Here is a 17,118-nt window from a genome sequence, read left to right on the forward strand (position 1 = left end):
AGCTCCGCTCTACAAGAAACGCCTGTAGACGGCTATTCGCTATCGCATGCCGTTGCGACGGCCTCATGGCTACTGACTCGGCGCTATCGCGGGGCGCAGCTCCGCTCTACAAGAAACGCTTGCAGACGGCTATTCGCTATCGCCTGCCGTTGCGACGGCCTCATGGCTACTGACTCGGTGCTATCGCGGGGCGCGGCTCCGCTCTACGATAAGGCTGCCGGGGCTTTGCTCCGTCTTAACGTGCTTGCGCTGACGATGGCCGTCGGCACCCAACAGGAGTAAACAATGAGCTACGTGGATGGTTTCGTACTGCCGGTCCCTAAAAGCAACGTGGACGCCTACAGAAAGCTCGCGCGCAAGGCCGGCAAGGTCTGGATGGAGCACGGCGCGCTGCAGTATTGGGAATGCGTCGGCGATGATGTGCCAGAGGGAAAAACCACGTCATTCCCGAAGAGCGTCAAGCTGAAACCGGACGAGACCGTGGTGTTCTCGTGGATCTGCTACAAATCGCGCGCGCACCGCGACAAGATCAACAAGCTGGCGATGGCGGATCCACGCATCGCGGCGATGGATCCCAAAACGATGCCGTTCGATTCGAAGCGGATGATTTTTGGCGGTTTTAAGGCGCTGGTGAAGCTCTGAGGCACAGCATGGAAAACGGGCGCCAGCTTGGAAAAAGCCAGCGCCCGTCCTCTTACTTGCCTACTTTCGCGTAGGTGCCCTTGAGCGCCGTACCCGCCATGATGGCGCCGGCATAGCATTCGTAGTTGGTCGGGCTGCTGAACTCTTTCTTCTTGTAGTAGCTCACCACGTCGATGACCGCATTGGCACCCTTCGACTTGGCGCTGTCCTGGAAGGCCTTCAGCACCGACAGCGTCACCCAGCGGCAAGCTTCCTCATCCGACTTATTGGCCGCGTTGGTTTTACGGTTTGCGACGTCTTCACCCATCTTCGAAACGACCGCCGGGTGTTTCTGCCCGGCCAGGTAGAAGCGGACGCTACCATCGATACCGGCCTCTTTGGCTTGCGGCGAATCAAGCAGTTCCTGCAATGGCAGCTCCACCCGTGTCTCGCGGGCGGAAGCTTGAGGAATGGCCGATGCCAGGGCGATCACTGTAGCGGCTGCGGTCAATACGATGCGATTCATGCGGTTTGCTCCTTTTGGGTTTGAACTGACTTGGCTAAACGCTTCTTGACGGATCGGCCCACGTCTACTTGGCGATGTCGACAACACTCCACAACACCTTGGAGTTCTTGATGTCGTGCGAAAGCCGCTCCAGCCACAAATTGTAGTTTCCATGAATATAGGTCTTCCCGCGCTTGACCTCGTAATCCAGGTCCTCGCTGGTCACGTAGCCGATCTTGAAACCTTTGTCGTCGTAGCTGACGGCGATCACCGCCAGATGCGTGCGCGGCGCATAGCGCAAGGTCAGCTTGCCAGGCTCGTCGCCGGTTACTACCCAACCGCGTGCCTGCGCGGCGTCGATAACAGCGGCACGCACTTCCTGCCGGGTCAGCGGCCGGGTAATCGCCGGCGCGAAGGCTTCGTATTCCGGCGTAATCATCTCGTGTTGCTTGGCGAACGCCGGCGCGGCAATAGCCAGCAACAGAGCAAGAAGAAAGGTGTTGATGAAGTGTCTGGTCATAGGTTCCCCCCTTTGAGAACGGTTTGTTATTTACTGGTGCCAACGCTTGAAGATCAACGACGTATTGATACCGCCAAAGGCAAAGTTATTGCTCATCACGTAGTGGGTGCGCAGTTCCCTGCCCTCCCCGGTCACGTAGTCCAACTCCGCGCAACGCGGATCGCGGGATTCCAGATTGAGCGTGGGCGCGAACCAGCCTTCGCGCATCATCTCGATGGTGATCCAGGCTTCGTAGGCACCGCAGGCGCCAAGCGTGTGGCCGACATAGCTTTTCAGCGAACTGATGGGCATACGCGGGCCGAACACCTGCGCGGTGGCGGCGGTTTCGGCGATGTCCCCATGATCGGTCGCCGTACCGTGAGCATTGACGTAGCCGATGTCCTCGGGCGCCAGCTCGGCGTCTTCCAAGGCCAAGCGCATGGCTTGGGCCATGGTTTCGGCGCTGGGTTGAGTGACGTGCTGGCCGTCGCTGTTGGTGCCGTAGCCGACGACTTCCGCCAGGATATCGGCGCCGCGCGCGCGGGCGTGTTCCAGTTCTTCCAGGATCAAGGTGCAGGCGCCCTCGCCCAGCACCAGGCCATCGCGGTTGGCATCGAATGGCCGCGGCGTGGTTTCCGGTGCGTCGTTGCGCACGCTGGTGGCGAACAAAGTATCGAAGACCGCCGCGGCGGTGGCGTCCAGTTGCTCCGCGCCGCCCGCGATCATGGCGACCTGCTTGCCGGTGCGAATGGCCTCATACGCCGAACCCACGCCCTGGCTGCCCGACGTGCAGGCGCTGGACGTGGTGATGACACGGCCGGTCAGGCCGAAGAACACGCCGATGTTCACCGGCGCGGTGTGGCTCATCATCTTCAGATAGGTAGTGGCGTTGATGCCGTCGGTAGTGTGCTCGTTGAGCATGCGGCCGAACTCGCCGATGGCGTTATGGCTGCCGGCCGACGAACCATACGACACGCCCACCTGCCCGCTCTTGAGTACCGGGTGGCCCAGCAGGCCGGCTTGTTCCAATGCCAGTTCAGTGGCACGCACCGACATCAGCGCCACACGACCCATGCTGCGGGTGGTCTTGCGGTTGTAATGGGCGGGCAGTTCGAAATCTTCGGCGGGCGCGGCCAGCTTGGTGTTCAGCCCTTCGTAGATATCCCAGTCCGGCATGTGGCGCACGGCATTGCGGCACTCGCGCAGGCGCAGGTGCACGCTGGGCCAATCGTGCCCCAGCGGACTGATGGTACCGGCGCCGGTGACAACGACGCGACGAGGCGCATGGTTTTTCGCAACAGGTGCGCTCATCCGATCAGTCCTCCGTTGACTGAAATGACTTGGCGGGTGACGTAGCTCGCCTGCTCGGACAGCAGGAAAGACACGACCGAAGCCACTTCTTCCGGCTTGCCCATGCGACGCATGGGAATCATCTTCAAGGCTTCATCGGCGACTTCGCCGCTGACCATCTCGGTGTCGATCAGGCCCGGCGCCACGCAGTTGACGGTGATGCCGCGGCTGGCCAGTTCCAACGCCAGCGCTTTGCTGGCCCCGATGATGCCCGCTTTCGCAGCGCTGTAGTTGGTTTGCCCGCGATTGCCGACCAGGCCCGACACCGATGACAACGTAACGATGCGTCCCGGTTTGCGTCGGCGCACCAGCGGCATCACCAACGGATTGAGTACGTTGTAGAACGCACCCAGGTTGGTGTGGATCACCGCGTCCCAATCCTCTCCGCTCATCGCCGGAAAGGCGTTGTCGCGGGCAATGCCAGCGTTGCATACGACGCCGTAGTAGGTGCCGTGTTCGGCAATGTCCGCCTCAAGCGTCTGTGCGGTGACGGCGCGATCGGCGATGTCGAAGCTCAGCACGCGCGCGTTCCTTCCCAGATTTCTGATATCGGCCGCCACTGCCTCGGCTTGATCCACGCGGTTACGACAATGGACCACCACGTCGAAACCATCTTGCGCGGCGCGAAGCGCGATTGCGCGACCGATACCACGGCTGGCTCCCGTCACCAGGACGGTCGAGTCACCACTCATAACGTTCCACTCTCCAAGTAGGCCATCGCATCCGGTGGTTCGAACACCGATACATTGGCTGTCGCCACTTCCCTGCCGTCCTCCAGGATCCGGCAGCCGAACATCCCCAGGCCATTGTCGCCCATCAACTCCCGGGTTGCTTCCACCCGCAACAAGGCACCCGCGCGAAAATACGAATCCGTTGCGGTGTAGCGACGCGTGCCCAGCAAAAAGCCAATGCTGGGCTCCTTGTCCGCCGTACGCGCACGGCAACCTGCCCAGGCGGCGATGGCTTGCGCCATGTACTCCACGCCCACCCAGGCTGGCATGCCGGCATCGGTACTGAACGGACTTTCCACCGGTACGCGCAGTTCGACCACCACATGGTCTTCGTCCCACTCCAGCAGGCGATCGATCAACCGCATCGTGCCGCGGTGCGGCACTACCCGTTCGATGTCGTATAGCGCTCCCATCTCACTCCACTCCGAACAACAAGGCCGCATTGCTGCCGCCGAACGCGAACGATTGGCTCAGCACATGCCGCAGCGGCTTGGCCGCGCGCTCACCAGCCCGTACCAAATACAGCGGGGGCAATTCCGGATCGCTTTCGCCGTCCCACCAATGAGGAGGCAACAACGCATCGGGGTTGTCGACCATGCTCAACCAGCACAAGCCTGCCTCGATGGCGCCGGCCGCGCCCAGCGTATGGCCCGTGAGTGGCTTGGTGGAACTGACCGGCACTTCGCCGCCGCATACGGTCATGACCGCCAGGCTTTCCATGGCGTCGTTCTGGCGGGTCGCGGTGCCGTGCAGATTGACGTAATCCAGCTGCTTTCCCGCGATCCCAGCCCGCGACAGCGCCTGCTGGATGGCGGTGATGGCGCCGATGCCTTGAGGCTCCGGCGCGGAAATATGGTGGGCATCCGAAGTTTCGCCCCAGCCGGCCAGATGCACCGGTCCGGGTTCGCGCGTCATCAGGAACAACGCGGCACCTTCGCCGATGTTGATGCCATTGCGGTTGGCGGAAAAGGGATTGCATCGCGCGGACGACACCGACTCCAGCGCAGTGAAGCCCTCGATGGTGAAACGGCACAGCGAGTCCGCACCGCCGGCGATCACCGCATCGACGATGCCGGCGCGCAGCAATCGGGCTGCAGACGCCAGTGCCTTGGCGCTGGATGAGCACGCGGTGGAAATCGTCCAGGCTGGGCCCCGCGCACCGGATTCATGGACCAGGAAGCGCGAAGGCGCGCCGATTTCCTGTTGCGAATAGTGGAAGTCCGCTGGCCATTGGCCGTTGTCCTGCCATAGCGGCAGCGCCTGCTCGGCTTCGCCGATGCCCGAGGTGCTGGTGCCAAGGATCACCGCCACCCGCTCGGCGCCATATCGCCCGATCGCCTGGTCGACGGCGTTCCGTATCTGCGCGAACGCGGCCGACAGCAGCGCATTGTTGCGCCCGTGCAGCGGCAAGGGCCGGTCGGAGACGTCGGGCAAAGGCTGTCGGATGTGTCCGATCGCTATCGGCCTGCCGGGCGTCATCGCATCGGAAATAGCGACGCCCCGGGGCGTATCGGCGGCGAGCAATGCCCCGCGCACCTGCGCCTTGCCTTCGCCGAGCGCGCAGATGATGCCAAGGTCATTGAGATAGATGCGGGCGCCGCTCATGGTGCGGGCGCTCCGATGTCCGCCGACTCGATCTCCAGACTATAGCGCTCGGCAAGGTTCTCAAGCTGCACGCGCCGCGCATCCAGCGGCGTGGCGGAAAGCCATACCGTCTCGCCGCGCAACAGCCGGCGCGTACCGGCTTGCTCCTCCAACCGCCAATCCGGCGGCAGCGCCGCGCGGATGGCATCGGCCGGCCAAAGGACGAACTGCAGGTCGTCCAATACGCGTTCGCTGCGCACGGCTTCCGGCAGCCAGGAGGCGCGCTGCTGAGTCAGTTCGACGCCGTCCCAATGCAGGCTCACGCCCGTTTGTCCCAGCGCTTGTACGGCCAGCCGGACTTCGGACGCGTCCACTTCCAACAACGCATCCAACTCGCGCTGCTGGGTGCCGAAACGGAAATGCAATTTCTGCTGCACCGACAGCTCATGGCCCAGTGCCGCTGGCGCCAGGCGCAGCGGCGGCAGCTCCACCAATGGCGCAGGTGCCTGCCGCTGTGGGCACGCTGCCAGCGACAGGCAAAGCAACGCCAGGGCGATCAGGCGCCGCACAGCTGCTCCAGCACGCGCAGGCGGCGCTGCGTTTCGGCGACGTATGGATTCTTCTTGTCCCACGCGTAGCCGGCCAGGATCGAACAAATCATCCCGCGGATTTCCGGCTGCTGATTGGGGTGAAAAATGATCTTCTGGAAGCCGCCTTCGTACCAGGATTCGACGAAGCGGCGGAACGTCTGCACGCCATCGCGCAAGGGAACGGAGAAATCCTTCTCCCAATCGACCTGCTCGCCCGCGTACTTGCGGCGCAGGCACTCGGCGGCCAGCTGCGCCGACTTGAACGCGATGGTCACGCCGGACGAGAACACCGGGTCGAGGAATTCACCTGCATTGCCCAGCAGCGCGTAGCCCGGCCCCCAGAGCGACTGGACATTGGCCGAATAACCGGTGATCTGCCGTACCGGCAGCACGGCCCATTCCGCGTTCTTGAGCAGCCGCGTCAGGTTGGGATCTTCGCCGACGATCGCTTGCAGGCGTTCCAGTTCGGTGCCCTGGTAACGATTGAGGAACTCGAGTTCCGCCACCACGCCCAACGAACAGCAGCCGTTGGAAAACGGAATGGTCCAGTACCAGACGTCGACGTGTTCCGGATGCGTGGTGATCAGGATCTTGTTGCGGTCGAAGCCGGCGTTTGCCGGAATGTGATCGCGAACATGGGTAAAGATGGCGCCGCGCACCGGGAAATTGGACGGCGTCTCCAACTTCAGCAAGCGCGGCAGCAACCGGCCAAAGCCGCTGGCATCCAGCAGGAAGTCGGCTTCAATGACGTACTCCTCGCCTTCCGGCGAGCGGACGGTCACTCGAGGCGTTTCTCCTGGCTCCACTGCCAGCACCTCATGGCGGTAGCGCACCTCCGCACCCATCCGTTCGGCGCCCTTGGCCAGCACATGATCGAAGTCGCCGCGCTGCACCTGGTAGGTCGTGCCCCATCCCGCAGAAAACTTGTTACGGAAATCGAACTCGGTGGTGCGCTCGCCACGTACGAAGGCGGCGCCATTCTTGTACTGGAAGCCGGCTTCCACCACGTCCTGCAGCAGGCCCGCGGCTTCGATGTATTCCATGCTTTGCGGCAACAAGCTTTCGCCAATGGAAAAACGCGGGAACTGTTCCCGTTCCACGATCAGCACCTTGCGTCCTTGCTGTCGCAGCAACGCGGCCGCCACCGAGCCTGCTGGACCCGCGCCGATGATGAGAACGTCGGTTTTTTCCTTGACAGCCGTCATGCCTGTTTACCTGTTGAGTTTATTTGAGAGACTTCGTCGATACGTTCGGCGACGAGAAAACGAAAGGGGCAGCCGACGTCGTCGCGGGTGACGACAAAGCCGTGCTCGGCCAGCAGCGCCGGAAAATCGAGTTTGTGCCAGGCGTCCGCGAACGGCTCGAATACGCGACGCGCCATCCACCAGAAGTACACGCCGCGCCAGCCATGGCGCCGGAACAGCGTTCCAGCGCTCTCGCGCCATTGCAGCGGCGAAGGTTCAAGCAAGGCCAAGCGTGCACCCGGACGAGTAATGCGCCGGAGCTCGGCGCAGAAACCACGCAGGTAATGCGGTGGGATTTCGTGCAGCACGAAGCTGATGCCGACCGCATCGAAGTAGCCATCCGGCAAACCGCTGTCTTCCGCCACGCCCTGCCGCCAATGGATGCCCGAATGCTGGCGTGCCGCGAGACTGAGCAGGTATGGCGATGGCTCCAGCGCCCAGACTTCGTCGACACCCGCCTGATGCAGAGCCGCCGCCAGGTATCCCGCACCACAGCCGATATCCACCGCGCGTTCTGCTTTCCGCAGGCTAGCAGCGACTTGTGCGCGGCCCCGCCGCATGTGGCCCAGCATGGCGCGCTCGAAGCCACGCACATAACCGCGGGTTACCCGATGCGAATAGTTGCCGTTGGGCAGGTTGTGGAACTCTTGCAGGAGATATTTTGGAAGGCATTGCGCGCCAGGCAGATTCTGCGGCAGTTCGACACGGCTGCGCTGCTTGCCTCGGAACTTGCTGAACAGCTTGCGTGCCATCGCAGGCTGCCACCATGGCGTGATGTCAGGCCATGTTTTCGGCAGCGACACCGTCGCCCAATCCATCGACTCCGGCGCGGCTGCCGACGGCGCTGGCATGGCGGGTGTATGGCGCCTTGTCATGTCCGCCATGGAAGCGTCGTTATCGAATGGATTCGCTGCACTCATGGTGTTGGCTCTCCCACGACTGTGCTCGCGGTCGGCCGGAATAACGGCGAGATCAACCACACCAATCCGATGCCGAACAACAACGTCAGCCCGAACGCTCGCAATGCCGGCGTGGACGACAACCCCAGCAAGCCGAACGACAACCAGGTACTGGCCGCACCCACCGAAACCGCCAGCCATGCGCTCGGGTCGCCTTGATGCTCCACCAGGAACACGCCGTAGTCGATGCCCATGCCAAGCAGCAGCATCAGCGCCAACACATTGAACAGTTGCAGCGGCTGCCCCAGCCAACCCAATAGCGCTACCGTCAACAGGCCCGCCAACAGCGTCGGCAACAGCGCGCGCCAAGCGAGGCCGCGATAGCGCCAGTACAGCACCGCGAAGACCAGCAGCACGCCGACCAGCAGCAGCCAGGTCATCATCTGCCGGTAATGCCCCAACAGCCGCGAAAAGTCGGCGGTGCGATTGACCCAACGCACCCCTTCCAGGTTCTCGGCCTGCGCACGCAACAGATCCAAGGCACCGGCTTGGGAAAGGTCGTCCACCAGCACCACCGTGGCCACGCCATCGCCCAGCGGCCCCAGCCAGAGATGGCGAAACGGCTCCGAGGCTGGCGATCGCAAAAACGCGCTCGTTTCGATGTTTCCCGTGGAAGGCGGCTGCCGCTGCAGGTCTTCGCCCAATTGCGCGGAGACCCGCGACATGACCTGGGTTTCGGCACGGGTGGTCAGTACAGCATCGGCTGTCTGCCGCTTTTGCGAAGGCAGCCAATCGCTGATCGCGCGGTAGCCGCCGATCTTGTGCTCGGCCTTCAAGCGGTCGAGCTTTTCGATCAGCGCTTCTTCCCGCTGCAGCGTCTGCTCGGCATCGGCGCCGCGCACCAGGTAAAACTGCGCCGGACTGGGCATGCCCAGCAGGCGACCGATCTTCGCCTGCTGTTCGATCAGCGTCCGCGGCGACGATTGCAGGCTGCGCAGATCGTCATCGGTATCCAGCTGCCACATACCCGCCGCGATGAATGACAGCGTCAGCACGCCGACCATCATCCACGCACGGTTGACGCGTGCGCTAGGCCAACGCTGCAAACCGCCGCCTAGCCGCTGCGAAAACTTGGTGACGGGAGGACGGCGGCCACCGATAAACGGAAACCAGCACACCACGGTGAGAAACGCCGCGGCCAACCCGACCACCGAGAACAACGCCATTTGGCGAAGACCAGGAAACGGCGCCAAGCCCAGCGCGAGGTACGCCAACGCGCTGGTCACCAGCGCTAACGCCAATCCTGGCAACAAGTGACGAAGCAGCGACCAGCTGTTTTTCCTGTCTTCGCCCTGGCGGGCTGCGAACCAATGGATACCGTAATCCTCGGCTACGCCCACCAGGCTCGCACCGAAGATCAGAGTCAACAGATGCACTTCTCCAAATACCAGCGCAGTCACCGACAATGCCGCGGCGCAGCCGATCAGCAAGGACACCGCCACCAGCAGGATCGGCCGCAACGAACGGAATGCCAGCCACGTCAGCAACAGCACTGCCGCCAACGATCCCCAGCCGATGGTGTTGATCTCACGGTGGGCCTGCACCGCCGCGGCTTCCGCGTGTAGCGGCACGCCGGCGCGCAGGTCGCGTACTCCAGGCACTTGTTCCCGTGCCGCACCGGTAGCCGAATCCAGCGCGTCCTGGATGACGCGCTCACCATTCAATGCAAACGCCGAGGCGCGAGTCTGGAATCGCAAAACCGCCCAGTAGCCATCGTCAGCCTGTAGCAGACCGTCGTCGCCGATACGCAGACCCGACGCGGCCGCGCGTGCGCTCCACCACTGCGGCCAGAGCCCCAACGGGTCGGAGCGCCATTCCGTCAGGCGCGGCGCGCCCATGGGGCCGTACAGCGCCGCCAAGGCTTCTTCGGCCAGCGCATCGGCAGGCGTCCTGGATAACCGGATTCGCTGTTCCGCGGTCAGTACACGATCACGATACGGTGCATAAAACGCTCGCGCTGTGTCGAACCAGTCCTCGGCCGACTCGCTTTCCCGGAACGGAAGCTGGTGCGCTTTCTGAAGCGCTTGCAGGTGGCCACGAAACGCCGCTTCGGCCGCTTTCGCCTGCTCCGGTGTTTCCGCCCCCAACAACACCACCATCTGGCGCGCGCTGGCATCGGCAATGTGGCGAGTGGCATCGGCCACTACGCGGTCGTCGGCGTCCTGCGGCAGCAGCGCCAGCACGTCGCTGTCGATGCGCGACTGCTGCCAGAAATGCCATTGATGGAATCCAACGGCGACGACCACCAACAACCAGGCCAGCGCCAGCCAACGCCACGCTCGCGCGAAACGCTCACTACCGGCGCTCGCCTCATTAGAGCTCGCCTCATTAGAGCGCGCCGGCTCAGTCAAAGCGCTTCGCCTCGTCCACGCCCAAGCTCGCCGGTGTTTCGCGGAGATTGAGGAATTTCAGTTGCGTGCGATCGCCGTTGGCTTCGGCTATCTCGACCTGGCGCACATAGCGATCGCCATTCAGCACGATCGATTCGAACGAACGCGCCAGTGCGCCGGGCTTCGGCTTCAGGGTGATCCGCCAACCGTCCTTGGCCTGCGCCTGGACTTGAATATTGAAGCGCGACGAGAGCGATTCCACGTCGCCACTCATCAGCGCAAACATCATCAGATTGACTGAGCGTAAAGCGGGTTGCTGGCGGGCATCCATTTCGGTGCGGGTACTGCCATCACGCTGACGACTGAGTATCCGGTCGCGAGTCAATACCACTTCCGAAGGAAATGGCTTGACGGTGGTCCACACCACCCCTTTATCGCGCGCCAGCAGAAAATGTCCTTGCGAGCGCAGTGGATTCTTGAATCCACTGATCTGCTTTTCCTGTTCGAAATCGCCTCGCAGCACCGGCACCTGAGCCACGCGCTGGCGCACCAGGTTCAGATCGTCAGCCGCCTGCACACACGGCAGCACAGCGATCGCCAGCAATAGCAACACCAACCAGATCAGCACGCGTCCCAAACCCCGGGCGCCGCGCCGTGTCGGACGCATGTTTTTTGCTGGCACGTAGACACTGCGCCCTTGGCTGTGCGAATCGCCGTTGCTCGACTTCATATCTTTACTCTCAGCTTTTCCCAAAGCACAGGAGGACAGACATAAAGCATCTCGCCGGAAACCGCATCGACTGCCACCTGAATGGTGTGGGCACGGGTCAGGATCTGTTCCGTTTCAGCGTCCTCGATGCGGTAATCAATCTTCAGCCGGTTTTCCCATTCGCTGATTTCCGCGTGCACACGCAGCGGCTGCGCATAGCGCAATGGCCGGATGTATTTGATACGCGCATCCACTACCGGCCATAGATAACCGGACTCGGACATTTGCGGATAGTCGTAGTTGAAACTCTGCAGCAATGCGCAGCGAGCAATCTCCAGATACTTGAAGTAGTTGCCATGCCAGACCACCTGCATCGGATCGCAATCATGGAAGGCCGGACTTAGCGACACCGCATGGCGGAGATGGGACGGTTTATCAGTCGGCATACAGCGCCCAGCGTTCGCCGCGGATGTCATCCAGCAATGCACGCAACTCGCCGTCCAAGGCACGGTCTTCTTCGATCAGCGAGATGCGCTGGCGAAGATCTTCGTACATCGATGCGGGTTCATCGCGCAGTTCGGATTGCGGTCCCGCCACGCGTTGCCGCAGTTCGATGCCCTGGCGCGCGGCGATCAGCATCGCCGCGACGACTTGTTCGGTCAGCTCGACGATGCGCAGGCAGTCGCGGGCGGAAATCGTGCCCATGCTGACTTTGTCCTGGTTGTGGCATTCGGTGGAACGCGAGAACACCGACGCCGGCATGGTCAGTTTCAGGGCTTCGGCGGTCCATGCCGACACGCTGATCTGCAGTGCCTTCAGGCCGTGGTTGATCGCGGCACGCGGGCCGCTGGCGGCGGACAGGTTGGACGGCAGGCCGTGATTGAAGCGAGTGTCGACCAGCAGCGCCAACTGCCGATCCAGAAGATCGGCGATGTTGGCCACGGCGTTCTTCATGGAATCCATCGCGAAGGCGATGTGGCCACCGTAAAAATGGCCGCCGTGCAGAATCTGCTCGCGGTCGGGATCGATCAGGGGATTGTCGTTGGCGCTGTTGAGTTCGGTTTCGATCAACTGGCGCAGGAACGGCAATGCGTCTTCCAGCACGCCGATCACGTGAGGTGCGCAGCGCAGCGAATAGCGATCCTGGAGCCGCTGCTCGTTGCGCGGGGGCCGGTCGCTATGCAGGTCTTCGCGCAAGCGCTGCGCCGTTCGCGATTGTCCGGGGTGCGGCTTGGCAGCGAACAACACCGCATCGAAATGATGGGCGTTGCCGGCGCTGGCCAGTACATTGAACGCGGTCAGCCGTGTCGCCAGCCGGCACAGATACTCCGCGCGATGGAACGCCAGGCAGGCCAGCGCGGTCATAACCGCGGTGCCGTTCATGATCGCGAGACCTTCTTTCGGCCGCAGCTGCAGCGGCACCATGCCGATCTCGGCCAATACTTCTTTCGCAGCCCGGCGCTGGCCCTGGTACATCACCTCGCGCTCGCCGCACAGCACCGCGGCAACGTAGGACAGCGGCGTCAGATCGCCGCTGGCGCCTACCGAGCCTTCCGCAGGGATCAATGGCAGCACGTCGTGCTTCAGCAACAGCACCAATCCTTCCAGCAGCGGCAGGCTCACTCCGGACATCCCGCGTGCCAGCGACGCCAACCGCGCGGCCAAGACGGCGCGTGTTTCCGCTTCATCCAGGAAGCGGCCCAGGCCACAGCCGTGGTAGGCGAACAGATGATGCGGCAGCTCGGCGACCAGTTCCGGCGGAATATTGACGGTGCACGAATCGCCGTAGCCGGTGGTCACGCCGTAGATCACGCCGTCTTCTTTCAGCAGCCGATCCAGGAAGTCGGCGCCACGGGTAATGCGCGCACGGAACGCGGGGTCTTCCGACAACTCCGCTGTCGCGCGACGGCGCGACAGCGCCACCACGTCTTCGATACGCAACGGAGCGTCGCCAAAGCGCGGCGACGGGGTTTCATTCGGTGGAGGCGTCATGCGGAACCTGATCCCAGAAGGGAAAGAAATTGAACCAGTCGTAAGGAGCGCCGCGAACCTGCGCTTCCAACCATTGTGCAAAACGCGTGGCCTGTTCGGCCAGTGCGGCATCACGCGAACCGCGAGGCAGGACGATGCGATCGGCGATGCGTTCGAAACGTATGTCGTAGCCCTGCCCCGCGTGGGTGCAGGCCATCGTGAAGACCGGGCACGCCAACGCCGAAGCCAGTACGTAGGCACCGATGGGAAATGGCGCCGGATGCCCCAGGAAAGGCACTCGCACGCTGCGGCCGCCGCGTAAAGGAACGCGGTCGCCGGCAATGGCGATGAATTCGCCACGCGCCACGCGTTCAGCCAGCATCACCGCGGTAGCGGGTCCCAGGTCGGTGACTTGCAGCAACTCCACCTTGCCGTGCGGGTCCAACCGGCGGATCAGCCGGTTGAAACGTTGTGCGTGCGCCGTGTGCACCAGCGCGGTCAGGCGGAACCCGGGCACGCGATCCGCCAATGCCTGGCACAGTTCCAGGCAGCCGATGTGCGCGGTAATGATCACGCCTCCCTGCCCGCTGGCGATGGCCGTGAGCATCTGTTCACGATGCATTCGCACCTGCTGCGTCGGATAGCGATGGCCCAGCGCCAGGATCTTGTCCAACAGGGTTTCGGCGAACCCGGCGAAATGACGCAGGCTTTGCCGCCAACCCGGCGTCGCTTCGAACACGCCGCCATGCGCATGCAGGCGCTGCAGATACTGCAGCGATGCCCGGCGCGCCGTGGCGTTGGTCAGCCAGTGGAACAGCACGACCGGGTAGACGCATATCCGGAACGGCCAGCGCCCCAGCCAGCGATGGATACCGCACAGGAACAGGATCCCTGCGGCGGAGGTGGATTCGCCGATATCCGCCCAATGCTGGCCACGTGCCGCGGTCATGCGCGAACCGGCCGAGCCATGCGCATCCGCAACAATCGCGGCAGCCGCCGCAGCATGCCGAAGAACAGGCGCGCATGCATGCGACTGATCCGCACGTTGTCGTGCCATACGTCGAAGTGGGAAACGCCGTCGCTGGGATAGGTCACGCGCGTCGGCAGGTTCTCGACTTCCACGCCCCGCCAGTAGAGACGGACGATTACCTCGATATCGAAATCCATGCGTTTGCCAATGGTTTCCTGTTCCATCAGGCGCAGCACCGGCGGCAACGGGTACACGCGGAATCCGCACATCGAATCGCGAATGCCGAACGACAACGTATTGATCCAGACCCAAACGTGGGTCAGGTAACGCCCGTACAAGCGGCCCTTGGGCACGCTGGCGTCATATTCGGGAGTACCGCAGATGATCTTCGCGGGCGCTCGGCGGGCGTGTTCCAGAAAGCGCGGTATGTCGCGCGGGTCGTGCTGACCATCGGCATCGATTTGCAGTACGTGGGTCGCACCCAACCGCGCGGCTTCCCGGAATCCGGCCAGCACCGCGCCGCCCTTTCCCTGGTTTTGCGGCAGCCGCAGCAGGGTCACCTGCGGGGCGTGTTCCCGCGCCAGCGCGTCCAGCACGCGCGCGCATGAGTTCCTGGAACCATCATCCACCAGCAAGCATTGCTGGCCGGTCGCCACCACGCCTTGCACCATGGCACCGATGGCATGCTCATGATCGAATACCGGGATCAGCACCCACGGACGGAAATCGCCGTCCGCTGCCTCGACAGATTGCCGCGCGGCCGCCATCTCAGTCGTCATGACCGAAAACTACCCGGCCGCTGGCGTGTGGTCCATGCACCGAGACGTAGCGAAACGTCAGCGTGTGTTTGTTCGCCTGCCACTCCAGGCTCAGCGTCAAGCGATCGCCGGGACGCGCCACGCGCTGGAATTTCAGTGCTTCCATGCGCAAGAAGAGCGGCGGCAGCGCGAAGGCCTCGCGGCCGAATCGGATCGCCCAATCCAGCTGCGCCACGCCCGGCAGGATGGCCGCCTGAGGGAAGTGTCCATCGAAAGCCGCCAGCGAAGGATCCAGATCCAACTCCAGCTCGGCCGCCGAATCGTCGCGCTTTAACCAGCGCGGTTGCGGACGCTCAGGCCGGAATAATGCGGTCAGCATCGCTTCGGTGGACTTGCCCTGCGCGTTGACGGGTAGCGCTTCGACGAATCGCCAGCGACGTGGCCGCGTTACTGCGTCCTGACTGGTCGCAAGATGCTGGCCGAGTTGGAGGGAGAAGCCGCGCCGTCCGATCTCATGCAGGCAGCTCCAACCCGCTTCGCTGGGCACGATCACGGCGGCCAACGTATTTCGAGCGCCGGTCAGTGAAAGAACTTTGGCTTCCTGCACGTGGTCGTGTTCGGCCAGTTGCCGTTCCAGCGCATCCAATGAGACGCGGCGTTCTTCGATCTTGACGATGCGGTCGGCGCGACCCAGCAGCCGGAACCCACCGTTGCTGTCGGCTATGGCGCGGTCCTGGCCGCGCCACCACTCGTCCTGCAGCAAGTGGGGCGATCGAACTTCCAAGACGTCCTGCTCCACCCGCCAGTGCACGCCGGGTAATGCCTGCCACGCCGGTTGTTCGCCGTTCCAGCGCCGCCATGCGATGCCACCGGTTTCGCTGCTGCCGAAAATCTCGGTGGGCGCCACGCCCAGCAGGCGCTTCGCCGCCAGCGCCGATTCAGCCGGCAGCGCACCGCCGGATGAAAACACCGCCCGCACGCGCCCATGCAGCGACGCCCAATCCAGCTGTTCCGGCATGCGCTTCAAGTGCGCGGGGCTGGCGACCAGCACCGAATCCCGTCGCGCCAACGCCATCGCCATGTCTTCGGGAAAGAACGTCCGCGGCACGATGGCGCGACCGGCCGCCAACGGCCACAGCACGCGGAACAGCAAGCCATAAATATGTTGATGCGACACCGTGCCATGCACGGCGGCCTCGCCCAGATCGGCGCCGAATGCCGCCTGCAACGCTTCGACTTCGCGTGCCAACTGGCTCAGCCGTTTTTCGATGGCGACCGGCTCGCCGGTACTGCCCGAAGTGAACACCATCAGCCGGGTCGATTCCTCGTCCAGCGGCATCCATTCTTCGGACGAATCACCGCCGTGTCTGGTGATGTTGCCCGCTTCAGCAAAAAGCGGTGAGAGTTCGGCGGGAACATCGCCGGCAAAACCCGCTACGTGCGGCTGCAGCCTCGCCAAGGTAGCCGGCAGGTTGTCGCCGCCCAGATAGACACGCTTGCCGGCGTGCCAGGCACCGAACAGCGCCGCCGCAAACTCCGCGGTGTCTTCGAAATACAGCGCCCAGTCCTGGCCGCTTTGAGCGGAAAACGCAGCACGCCATTCCGAGGCGCGCCGACGGAACGCCTCATGGTCGGCAGCATCGCTTTCGCTCGCTTCCGCTCCGGTACACGCGACCGGCCGGCCGCGCTGTGGCAAGACCGCCACTCGGTTAAGCGAAATCCAATCAGCCATGCCGGTGCGCCGCCATCACCCGCTGCCGGACCAACCATTCGCCGCCGAACAGCACGCCCATCAGCACATACGCCAGCAGGCCGTTGTAGAACGCCCAAACCCGATCGGTCGCCCACAACGCCGTCGCCAGCGCGACGACGCCGTTGAACACGAAGAAAACGCACCACACCTGCGTCACGCGGCGGGTATAGACAACGCCCCGCGGCGGCAGATCCGGATCGCTGAGACGGGCGATGCGTTCGACGGCCGAAGGCGGAAAGCGCAAGCTGACGGCAAAGACCGCCAACATCGCGGCATTGACCAGTGCGGGATAAAGTTTCAAAGGCAAGGCATCGTTGAATATGGTCGCCATCGCGGCCAGCAGCCCCGCGCTGCCCGCGGCCACCAACCAGACCGCCTGGCGCGTCGCGACGGCACGCAGCAGCGCCAACGCGAACAGCAGCAATGCCATCCAACGCGGCTCGAAACGACCCAGCGCGAAATAGACCACTAGCGGGTACGCCAGCGAAAGCGCAAGAAATACCACCGCGCGGACACGAGCCAAAGGAGCGCGGGCCAAAGGAAT

Annotated in this window: 18 protein-coding genes; 1 reads left to right on the plus strand and 17 read right to left on the minus strand. The window is 63.3% G+C overall.

From position 1 onward, the window contains the following. Window positions 1-285 precede the first annotated feature (285 nt). Window positions 286-642, plus strand: a complete 357-nt coding sequence (locus AADW18_RS03380; protein ID WP_337341929.1) for a DUF1428 domain-containing protein — start codon at window positions 286-288, stop codon at window positions 640-642. A gap of 52 nt (window positions 643-694) precedes the next feature. Here the strand turns inward: AADW18_RS03380 and AADW18_RS03385 are convergent, their stop codons facing one another. The 17 genes from AADW18_RS03385 to AADW18_RS03465 form a co-directional block, all read right to left on the minus strand. Beyond that, on the minus strand, window positions 695-1,147 hold the full coding sequence (locus AADW18_RS03385; protein ID WP_337341930.1) for an excinuclease ATPase subunit: 453 nt from the start codon (window positions 1,145-1,147) through the stop codon (window positions 695-697). 64 nt (window positions 1,148-1,211) lie between these two features. After that, entirely contained in the window at window positions 1,212-1,646 is a 435-nt protein-coding gene (locus tag AADW18_RS03390; RefSeq protein ID WP_337341931.1) for a hypothetical protein, read from the minus strand. Between the two features lie 30 nt (window positions 1,647-1,676). Beyond that, window positions 1,677-2,936 (minus strand): beta-ketoacyl-ACP synthase, encoded by a 1,260-nt coding sequence (locus AADW18_RS03395; protein WP_337341932.1) that lies wholly within the window; start codon window positions 2,934-2,936, stop codon window positions 1,677-1,679. Next, the gene (gene fabG, locus AADW18_RS03400; protein ID WP_337341933.1) at window positions 2,933-3,667 is read right to left on the minus strand and encodes a 3-oxoacyl-ACP reductase FabG; all 735 of its coding nucleotides are present in this window, start codon (window positions 3,665-3,667) and stop codon (window positions 2,933-2,935) included. Before fabG ends, AADW18_RS03395 begins: the two co-directional genes overlap by 4 nt. Continuing rightward, window positions 3,664-4,119: a hotdog family protein gene (locus AADW18_RS03405; RefSeq protein ID WP_337341934.1), complete on the minus strand. Its 456-nt coding sequence runs from the start codon at window positions 4,117-4,119 to the stop codon at window positions 3,664-3,666. The genes fabG and AADW18_RS03405 overlap by 4 nt, the downstream gene beginning before the upstream one ends. A 1-nt stretch (window position 4,120) precedes the next feature. Further along, complete coding sequence (locus AADW18_RS03410; RefSeq protein WP_337341935.1) at window positions 4,121-5,311, minus strand: beta-ketoacyl-ACP synthase; 1,191 nt, start codon at window positions 5,309-5,311, stop codon at window positions 4,121-4,123. After that, the gene (locus tag AADW18_RS03415; RefSeq protein WP_337341936.1) at window positions 5,308-5,859 is read right to left on the minus strand and encodes a DUF3261 domain-containing protein; all 552 of its coding nucleotides are present in this window, start codon (window positions 5,857-5,859) and stop codon (window positions 5,308-5,310) included. The genes AADW18_RS03410 and AADW18_RS03415 overlap by 4 nt, the downstream gene beginning before the upstream one ends. After that, window positions 5,847-7,085: an NAD(P)/FAD-dependent oxidoreductase gene (locus tag AADW18_RS03420; protein WP_337341937.1), complete on the minus strand. Its 1,239-nt coding sequence runs from the start codon at window positions 7,083-7,085 to the stop codon at window positions 5,847-5,849. The genes AADW18_RS03415 and AADW18_RS03420 overlap by 13 nt, the downstream gene beginning before the upstream one ends. Then, window positions 7,082-8,044, minus strand: a complete 963-nt coding sequence (locus AADW18_RS03425; RefSeq protein WP_337341938.1) for a class I SAM-dependent methyltransferase — start codon at window positions 8,042-8,044, stop codon at window positions 7,082-7,084. The genes AADW18_RS03420 and AADW18_RS03425 overlap by 4 nt, the downstream gene beginning before the upstream one ends. Beyond that, window positions 8,041-10,329, minus strand: a complete 2,289-nt coding sequence (locus tag AADW18_RS03430) for a hypothetical protein (RefSeq protein WP_337341939.1) — start codon at window positions 10,327-10,329, stop codon at window positions 8,041-8,043. Before AADW18_RS03430 ends, AADW18_RS03425 begins: the two co-directional genes overlap by 4 nt. A 97-nt stretch (window positions 10,330-10,426) precedes the next feature. Further along, complete coding sequence (locus AADW18_RS03435) at window positions 10,427-11,080, minus strand: outer membrane lipoprotein carrier protein LolA (RefSeq protein ID WP_337342114.1); 654 nt, start codon at window positions 11,078-11,080, stop codon at window positions 10,427-10,429. Window positions 11,081-11,139: 59 nt separating this feature from the next. Beyond that, on the minus strand, window positions 11,140-11,568 hold the full coding sequence (locus AADW18_RS03440) for an acyl-CoA thioesterase (RefSeq protein WP_337341940.1): 429 nt from the start codon (window positions 11,566-11,568) through the stop codon (window positions 11,140-11,142). Next, complete coding sequence (locus AADW18_RS03445) at window positions 11,558-13,114, minus strand: aromatic amino acid ammonia-lyase (protein ID WP_337341941.1); 1,557 nt, start codon at window positions 13,112-13,114, stop codon at window positions 11,558-11,560. The genes AADW18_RS03440 and AADW18_RS03445 overlap by 11 nt, the downstream gene beginning before the upstream one ends. Next, complete coding sequence (locus tag AADW18_RS03450; RefSeq protein ID WP_337341942.1) at window positions 13,095-14,042, minus strand: acyltransferase; 948 nt, start codon at window positions 14,040-14,042, stop codon at window positions 13,095-13,097. The genes AADW18_RS03445 and AADW18_RS03450 overlap by 20 nt, the downstream gene beginning before the upstream one ends. Continuing rightward, window positions 14,039-14,842, minus strand: a complete 804-nt coding sequence (locus tag AADW18_RS03455; RefSeq protein ID WP_337341943.1) for a glycosyltransferase family 2 protein — start codon at window positions 14,840-14,842, stop codon at window positions 14,039-14,041. Before AADW18_RS03455 ends, AADW18_RS03450 begins: the two co-directional genes overlap by 4 nt. Next, entirely contained in the window at window positions 14,832-16,553 is a 1,722-nt protein-coding gene (locus AADW18_RS03460; RefSeq protein ID WP_337341944.1) for an AMP-binding protein, read from the minus strand. Before AADW18_RS03460 ends, AADW18_RS03455 begins: the two co-directional genes overlap by 11 nt. Beyond that, window positions 16,546-17,112, minus strand: a complete 567-nt coding sequence (locus AADW18_RS03465) for a hypothetical protein (protein WP_337341945.1) — start codon at window positions 17,110-17,112, stop codon at window positions 16,546-16,548. The genes AADW18_RS03460 and AADW18_RS03465 overlap by 8 nt, the downstream gene beginning before the upstream one ends. Between the last annotated feature and the right edge of the window lie 6 nt (window positions 17,113-17,118).

The organism is Pseudoxanthomonas sp. CCNWLY206-1 (assembly GCF_039710385.1).
GTDB lineage: Bacteria > Pseudomonadota > Gammaproteobacteria > Xanthomonadales > Xanthomonadaceae > Pseudoxanthomonas_A.

Excerpts from the sequence above, each read along its gene's own strand:
- AADW18_RS03380 (WP_337341929.1), top strand. The coding sequence starts at position 286 with ATGAGCTACGTGGATGGTTTCGTACTGCCGGTCCCTAAAAGCAACGTG.
- AADW18_RS03385 (WP_337341930.1), bottom strand. The coding sequence starts at position 1,147 with ATGAATCGCATCGTATTGACCGCAGCCGCTACAGTGATCGCCCTGGCA.
- AADW18_RS03390 (WP_337341931.1), bottom strand. The coding sequence starts at position 1,646 with ATGACCAGACACTTCATCAACACCTTTCTTCTTGCTCTGTTGCTGGCT.
- AADW18_RS03395 (WP_337341932.1), bottom strand. The coding sequence starts at position 2,936 with ATGAGCGCACCTGTTGCGAAAAACCATGCGCCTCGTCGCGTCGTTGTC.
- fabG (WP_337341933.1), bottom strand. The coding sequence starts at position 3,667 with ATGAGTGGTGACTCGACCGTCCTGGTGACGGGAGCCAGCCGTGGTATC.
- AADW18_RS03405 (WP_337341934.1), bottom strand. The coding sequence starts at position 4,119 with ATGGGAGCGCTATACGACATCGAACGGGTAGTGCCGCACCGCGGCACG.
- AADW18_RS03410 (WP_337341935.1), bottom strand. The coding sequence starts at position 5,311 with ATGAGCGGCGCCCGCATCTATCTCAATGACCTTGGCATCATCTGCGCG.
- AADW18_RS03420 (WP_337341937.1), bottom strand. The coding sequence starts at position 7,085 with ATGACGGCTGTCAAGGAAAAAACCGACGTTCTCATCATCGGCGCGGGT.
- AADW18_RS03425 (WP_337341938.1), bottom strand. The coding sequence starts at position 8,044 with ATGAGTGCAGCGAATCCATTCGATAACGACGCTTCCATGGCGGACATG.
- AADW18_RS03435 (WP_337342114.1), bottom strand. The coding sequence starts at position 11,080 with ATGCGTCCGACACGGCGCGGCGCCCGGGGTTTGGGACGCGTGCTGATC.
- AADW18_RS03440 (WP_337341940.1), bottom strand. The coding sequence starts at position 11,568 with ATGCCGACTGATAAACCGTCCCATCTCCGCCATGCGGTGTCGCTAAGT.
- AADW18_RS03445 (WP_337341941.1), bottom strand. The coding sequence starts at position 13,114 with ATGACGCCTCCACCGAATGAAACCCCGTCGCCGCGCTTTGGCGACGCT.
- AADW18_RS03450 (WP_337341942.1), bottom strand. The coding sequence starts at position 14,042 with ATGACCGCGGCACGTGGCCAGCATTGGGCGGATATCGGCGAATCCACC.
- AADW18_RS03455 (WP_337341943.1), bottom strand. The coding sequence starts at position 14,842 with ATGACGACTGAGATGGCGGCCGCGCGGCAATCTGTCGAGGCAGCGGAC.
- AADW18_RS03460 (WP_337341944.1), bottom strand. The coding sequence starts at position 16,553 with ATGGCTGATTGGATTTCGCTTAACCGAGTGGCGGTCTTGCCACAGCGC.